Source organism: Neisseria sp. HMSC075C10 (assembly GCF_001815615.1).
In the GTDB taxonomy this organism is placed as follows: Bacteria; Pseudomonadota; Gammaproteobacteria; order Burkholderiales; family Neisseriaceae; genus Neisseria; species Neisseria subflava_A.
Genome location: NZ_KV821262.1, coordinates 190,828 through 197,138, shown reverse-complemented (window position 1 = coordinate 197,138; position 6,311 = coordinate 190,828). Strand labels below are relative to the sequence as shown.

Below are 6,311 nucleotides of genomic sequence, written 5' to 3'. Positions count from 1 at the left end.
AAACAACATGAGCAAACGATTTAGCGCGGATGAACAGCAAACAACGTCAACAATAGCCGCATCCGATGTAGATGGCGTAGAACCAAAAACTAGTCCTGCGACTGCCGATATAGGGCAAAATCTCAAACCTGAAGATTTTGTACCTACACTCGTCGAAAAACCCGAAAGCAAACCCATCTACAACGGCGTCCGCCAAGTCAAAACATTTGAATACCCTGTTGGCTGTGTCGATGGCGGCAAAAGCGGATGTACCTGTTACTCAAGCCAGGGCACACCGCTGAAAGAAATCACAAAAGTCATGTGCAAAGACTACGTCAAAAATGGCTTGCCGTTTAACCCGTACAAGGACGAGCATCAAACCGTACAACAGCCACAAACAACACCTCAGACAGCCTACGCACCTGAAAATGGACAAGTGCTTACAATGGGCGGTAAAAGCCCTCAAAACCTGATGTATGACGGCTATGTTGAAGCAGGCGAAAAAACAGGATTCCAAAACGGTGCAAAGGTCGGCAGTTAAGAGATATTTATTTAATTGTTGATGTAGCCTAAGCGGAATCAACGGTTAAATAAATATCAACGGGGTGCGGGAACTCCTGCCTTTTTGAAATTGGGTAAATTAAATTGAAACCTGTAAATCGTTTTAATTAAGGCGGTTTACAGGTTTTTGTTTAAGCGCAAAACAAAAGCCTGGGCGGTTTAGACAGTATAACGGCCAAAGTTAAAAACTGAAGAAAAGATATGCCGAACCGTCTAATTACCTTAAAGATTGAATATCATCATAGCCATTGAAGGCTGAATAAATAAGGAAAATGAAATGAATGTAATAGGTTTAGACGTATCAAAAGACACCATAGACGCAACATTGATTACAACTAAAGGAAGCAAAGACTATATAAAAATATCCAATAGTACAGAAGGATTTGAGAATCTGATTAATTGGATAAAAACAAAAAGAATCAGAAAAATTGCCATAAGTATGGAAGCAACAGGCATTTACTACGAACAGGCGGCAGAATATTTGAGCGCGCTATATACGATCTTTGTCATTAATCCCTTAAAAATTAAAGAATACGCAAAAAGTCAGTTTAGCCATACCAAAACAGACAAAGCAGATTCAAAACTTATCGCCGAATTTGCAAACCGACACTTAGACAAACTGACACCGTTTAGGCCGTCTGAAAATCCCATACTCTATAAGCTGGTTAATCTGCTACAACAACTAAAAGAACAGCAAAAAGAAACACTAAACAGGTTGCATACCGCAAAAGACATCTACATAAAATCAACCCATGAAGCAATCATAGAACTGCTTGAAGAAAAAATAGATCAGACATCAAAGCGGATAGAAGGCATGATAAAGCAGAAAGAAAGCCTAAATATCGAATATCAAAACCTGCAAACCATCCCGGCAATAGGAAAAGAAACTGCAGTAATCCTACTAAGACACTTGACAGATAAAAATTTTGAAACAGCAAATAAATTTGTAGCCTTTGCCGGCCTAAGTCCAAAAATTGAACAATCAGGGACAAGTGTCAATAAAAAAGGCAGATTGAGCCGATACGGACACCGGCAATTAAAACGCGCCTTGTTTATGCCTGCCCTTGTTGCCTATCGTATGGGTGCATTTCCTCAACTTGTCAGAAATTTGGAATCGGCAAAAAAGCCTAAGATGATAATCATCGTTGCACTAATGCGGAAATTGGCAAAAATCGCCTTTTATATACACAAGACTAAAAAGCCGTTTGATAAAGCGCGACATCAGACTGTTTAACGAATTTATACAAAACAAAACGGCTGTAAAAACAGCCGTTCTTTGTCGTTTCTGTTGGAAATGCAATAACTAAATACCTATTAAAAACAGAAACATAATAAATTAACTTATTTTAATAATTGACAGGCCAATATATCATCTTTTCATTTCACTGTTTATTTGCCGCAGCAGGCTTTGTACTTTTTACCGCTGCCACATGGGCAAGGATCGTTGCGCCCCACTTTTTCGCCTTCGCGGCGTACGGTTTGCGGTTTATTGATGATGGCCTGCCAATACCAGTAAATATCCAGCAGGACATGTGGCAAATCAGACTCCAGCTGGGTCAGCTCTTTTTCATTCAGATGCGAGATGACTTCGCCGTTTTCCTCATCGTCATAGATGCCGCCCAAAGCCATAATCGGATAGAACAAATCTTCAAACTCTTCCTGATCGACTGCTTCAAACCAATCGGTAGGCACAATATCCAGTGCATAAAGATAGGCGTTACACCAAGTGTAAAAATCTGGATTACCGGCTTCATCTTCATAAAACCACAAATCAGGCAGGGTTTTCTCGTTAAGCTTCATGCGCATATCGGCAGCCATTGCCATCACCAAACGTTCGATTTCAGTGCGCTCTTTGGCATCAAACAAAGACTCTTCACCTAAAATCTCAGGCAACCAGTTGGTCGGATTCAAAGCATCTGGGCCACTCAACAATGCCATCATAAAACCTTGAACCTCATCACAACGCATGGTGTTGTGGGCTTCAGATTTGGCATCCAGCAATTCCATCAATCGGCTGCGTGCCGCTTCATCAAAAGTCAGTATTTGCATTTTTGTTCCTTAAAATAAAATCGTATTATTGTTTTCAGACGGCCTGGGCATGGATACGCTGCCGCATTTGTTCAAACAGACAAACCGTCGCCGCCATCGCGACATTCAATGATTCCGTTTGTCCCAACATGGGGATTTTGACACAGGCATCGGCCTTCTCTTTTACCGTTTCGCTCACGCCGCTGCCTTCATTGCCAAACACCCAAGCACAAGGTTGACTGAGGTCCATCTCATACAAACCGATATTGCGACCGCCCAAGGCAGTTGCCCAAATTTGATGCTGATACGTTTCCATCCAAGCGGATAATTCCACTCGGCTGAAAATAGACAGCAGAAAATGCGCGCCCATCCCCGCTCGCAACACTTTAGGCGACCAGATATCCACGGAATCATTGCCGCACACAATTTGCCTGACTCCGGCCGCCGCTGCGCTGCGCAAAATCGTCCCTGCATTGCCGGGGTCTTGTACCCGCTCCAATACCACGCAATCGCCGTCTGAAGGCAAACCTGCCCGCTGCGGAATATCAATCCAAGTCATCACATCATCGGCATCGGTCAAACTGGTGATTTTAGACAGCGCTTCGTTACCGACCCAAGTAATCAACCCCTCGTCCAACTGCGCTGTAATTTCTTGAATTTCAGGATGCTGCTGTTTCTTTTCAGGCAGATAAACCTGTTTGGGCGTACCGCCGCTTTGCAAATAAGTTTGCAGCAGATGTACGCCTTCCAATACGGTTTCGCCGCTTTCACGCCTTGCTTTGGCCTGCGTCAGCAGACGGAATAAATGTTTGAGCTGTTCGTTTTGAGCAGAGGTAATCAGTTTCATGGAGCGCATTATAACTGTTTTGACTTCATTGAAGCTATGCTTTCAGACGGCCTGACGGTTTCACTTCAAAAATAAAAAACCCTTGCAATGAAGCAAGGGTTTTACATGATTTCATTTTTTACTGCACAACAGTCTGCTGCTCATTTTTTTGCTCGGTGCGGACAGTCGGATGATTTTCAATTTTTCCGTCTTTTGCCGCATTCGGCACAACAGTCTCGCCAGGCTCGGAAGCCGCTTTATCACTAGGCGTACCGCTCACTGGAATGATATTTTGGGCAGGCTGAGTATTAGACTTCTCCGCAACCGGCATAGCGTCACGAGAAGATTGCGGTGTAAATTGCCATACTGCAACAGCAATCGCACACACGCTGGCAGCGGCTGCGAAGAATTTGAAGAAGCCGCTATTGGCCGCTTCACGCTGAGCATATTTTTCCTGTTTACCTTCAGCTTGAGGCACTGTAAATGCTTTGCTTTGCATGGTTTCACCGGTAACACTCGCCGCCGCACCCTGACGGATACAGTCGCCGATAATGTGGTACTCATGCCAAGCGCGCAAGGCTTCCTCATCTGCCAATACGGCATCCAGCATCTCATCAGTCAATGCTTCACCGTCCATCAATGCAGACACATACTCCAATGCTTTATTTGTTTTGTCGTTCATTTTTATTACCACCTTTGATCTTCAGAAGTATCCAACAGCGGCCGCAAATCTTTTGCAATCAGTTCACGCGCTCTGAAAATACGCGAACGTACAGTACCTATCGGACAATCCACTACCCGAGCTATTTCTTCATAAGACAAGCCATCCATTTCCCTAAGCGTAATGGCTTGACGCATATCGTCTGGCAGTTGCGCGATGCTTGCTTCGACGGTCTGCAAGATTTCCCGATTCATCATTTCAGCTTCCGGCGTATGGTAATCCGCAATCTGATCGGTTAAATCAAGAACATCTCCCTCCTCATTGGCTGCTTCCGAGCTGACAAAAAACTGGCGACCCGAAGTGGTCAGAAAATTCTTTGCCGTATTGATACCGATACGGTACAGCCATGTATAAAATGCACTTTCTCCACGAAAATTTGCCAATGCACGATAAGCCCTAATCATTGCCTCTTGGGTTACATCGTGTACTTCGTGCTCATCCTGAATAAAACGGGAAATCAGTCTGTTTAGCCGACGCTGATACTTGGACATCAGCATCTCGAATGCCTTATGGTCACCTTTCTGTGCGCGCTCCACCAAAACTTGATCTATTTGGCGATCGTTCATATTCAACCTTTAATCGTTTTACTGCTTTAAACCAAAAATAGTAAAGCGTGCTGTGCACAGTAAAGACAGCAACGCTTTGAAATAGTTCCACGAGATTACACTCAATTGCCAAAGTTTATTCGTATAGATACTCTAAGATTGACCATATTTCTTGATATACATGGACTTAATAAAAGTAGTTTAATTACTAATAGTTACTAAACTTAGAGTCAGCCACTTTATCTTTTGCTATATATTTGGCTAACTTTTCATAAACAGGTAAATAACCTTGTTCCATTCGAACATCGCTTCCCACCCGAAGATTAACAACAGCAAGGCACTTGTTGCCCATACTTAGGATAATCGGCCAATATTTACGGACGAGTGGCACAATATGACACTCTTGCAATAGTTTTTCGACTGATTTTTCCCTCTGTCCCGACTGAATCACATCACCTTTGGCCACATTTCGGAGTACCGCCGGCTGCTCCAACTCCTCTTCTGACAAACCTCCCTTAAAGGGTAATAAAACGAAACCGTTTTCCAACAAAATATCTTTCAGACGGCCTCGAACTTCGCTACCATTACACCAAGGCAGTTTTTGAAACTCACTTTCCTGACAAACAAACAGCTTATCCCGATATGCGACCAGTTCTCCGTCTGACAAATTCAACTGCGCCTGATCTGCGGTTTCCAATACTCGGGCAAAATCGACAATACTGTGATAAGAAGGCAATGATTCCGTTTGCTTTCGCAAAAAATACCAAAGCAGCCGACGACGCAAAAGCGGCGTACATTTCCGCCACAGACTGATGCTGAATATTCCGCTTGGACTGATGCGCTGGTATTCAGACTCAATCAATTCATCTAAAAGATGCAAATCTTCCTGCAATAATCGAACATTGGCACAAATTTGCTGCTCAAAATTCGGAATACGCTGCTGCCATTGCGGCAAAGCCTGATTTCTCATCCAATTGCGTAAATAGCCGGAGTCTTCATTACTTTCGTCTTCGACAAAAGACAGCCTCCACTGTTGCGCATACTCAGCCAATTCCTGACGGGAAAATGCCAAAAGCGGCCGCCAAATTTGAATCTCTTCATTTAAATCACGCCATACCGGCATGGCCGCCATACCGCGCAATCCCCCCCCGCGCACAGCCGACAGCATAAATGTTTCGATTTGATCATTGCGGTGATGGGCCAAAACAATAATTTTTTTCAGGCCGTCTGAAAATGCCTGATATCGGGCAGCCCTGGCCGCCGCTTCCAAGCCTTTTCCTTGTTTTTCCACATTAACACGGCACACCCGCAAGGCAACATCCAGACGCTGACAATAATCCTGACAAAATTTTGCCCAACTGTCGGCATTGGTGCTTAAACCGTGATGAACATGAACGGCACGCAAATCAAAATGGCGAAATTCGCGCATCCGATGCAAAAGATGCAGCAGGACGACAGAATCCAATCCACCACTCAAGCCAACTTCAAAAACAGTGTGGCTCGGCAAATCAGGAAAAGCTGCTTGAAAACTTTTAAATAGGGAATCAGGGGATACTTGCGACATTTCAGACGACCTGAAATTGTGAATTACTCAAAAATAGAACACAAAAAAAGCAAGCAGCGACATCTGCTTGCTTTTTCAGCAGTCAAA

Annotated in this window: 6 protein-coding genes and 1 pseudogene; 2 read left to right on the top strand and 5 right to left on the bottom strand. The window is 43.9% G+C overall.

What is annotated here, in order from left to right; genetic code table 11:
- Together HMPREF3047_RS06535 and HMPREF3047_RS06530 are read left to right on the top strand one after the other, a co-directional pair.
- Positions 1-520: pseudogene (locus HMPREF3047_RS06535) on the top strand (hypothetical protein); the annotation flags it as partial.
- Between the two features lie 297 nt (positions 521-817).
- The gene (locus HMPREF3047_RS06530; RefSeq protein WP_070712745.1) at positions 818-1,774 is read left to right on the top strand and encodes an IS110 family RNA-guided transposase; all 957 of its coding nucleotides are present in this window, start codon (positions 818-820) and stop codon (positions 1,772-1,774) included.
- A gap of 155 nt (positions 1,775-1,929) precedes the next feature.
- Here HMPREF3047_RS06530 and HMPREF3047_RS06525 read toward each other — a convergent pair whose 3' ends face one another.
- The 5 genes from HMPREF3047_RS06525 to tilS all read right to left on the bottom strand — a co-directional run bounded on the left by HMPREF3047_RS06525 (position 1,930) and on the right by tilS (position 6,224).
- Positions 1,930-2,589, bottom strand: a complete 660-nt coding sequence (locus HMPREF3047_RS06525) for a YecA family protein (RefSeq protein ID WP_070712743.1) — start codon at positions 2,587-2,589, stop codon at positions 1,930-1,932.
- A gap of 34 nt (positions 2,590-2,623) precedes the next feature.
- The gene (locus tag HMPREF3047_RS06520) at positions 2,624-3,415 is read right to left on the bottom strand and encodes a TrmH family RNA methyltransferase (RefSeq protein ID WP_070712759.1); all 792 of its coding nucleotides are present in this window, start codon (positions 3,413-3,415) and stop codon (positions 2,624-2,626) included.
- A gap of 118 nt (positions 3,416-3,533) precedes the next feature.
- Positions 3,534-4,076, bottom strand: coding sequence for a sigma-E factor negative regulatory protein (locus HMPREF3047_RS06515; protein WP_070712741.1), 543 nt, complete (start codon positions 4,074-4,076; stop codon positions 3,534-3,536).
- 5 nt (positions 4,077-4,081) lie between these two features.
- Positions 4,082-4,681 (bottom strand): RNA polymerase sigma factor RpoE, encoded by a 600-nt coding sequence (gene rpoE, locus HMPREF3047_RS06510; protein ID WP_036493687.1) that lies wholly within the window; start codon positions 4,679-4,681, stop codon positions 4,082-4,084.
- A 187-nt stretch (positions 4,682-4,868) separates the two neighbouring features.
- Positions 4,869-6,224: a tRNA lysidine(34) synthetase TilS gene (gene tilS / locus HMPREF3047_RS06505; RefSeq protein WP_070712738.1), complete on the bottom strand. Its 1,356-nt coding sequence runs from the start codon at positions 6,222-6,224 to the stop codon at positions 4,869-4,871.
- Positions 6,225-6,311: the final 87 nt, after the last annotated feature.

What these genes read in the sequence shown, in the direction of transcription:
- HMPREF3047_RS06530 (WP_070712745.1), top strand. Translation starts at nt 818, where the DNA reads ATGAATGTAATAGGTTTAGACGTATCAAAAGACACCATAGACGCAACA.
- HMPREF3047_RS06525 (WP_070712743.1), bottom strand. Translation starts at nt 2,589, where the DNA reads ATGCAAATACTGACTTTTGATGAAGCGGCACGCAGCCGATTGATGGAA.
- HMPREF3047_RS06520 (WP_070712759.1), bottom strand. Translation starts at nt 3,415, where the DNA reads ATGAAACTGATTACCTCTGCTCAAAACGAACAGCTCAAACATTTATTC.
- HMPREF3047_RS06515 (WP_070712741.1), bottom strand. Translation starts at nt 4,076, where the DNA reads ATGAACGACAAAACAAATAAAGCATTGGAGTATGTGTCTGCATTGATG.
- rpoE (WP_036493687.1), bottom strand. Translation starts at nt 4,681, where the DNA reads ATGAACGATCGCCAAATAGATCAAGTTTTGGTGGAGCGCGCACAGAAA.
- tilS (WP_070712738.1), bottom strand. Translation starts at nt 6,224, where the DNA reads ATGTCGCAAGTATCCCCTGATTCCCTATTTAAAAGTTTTCAAGCAGCT.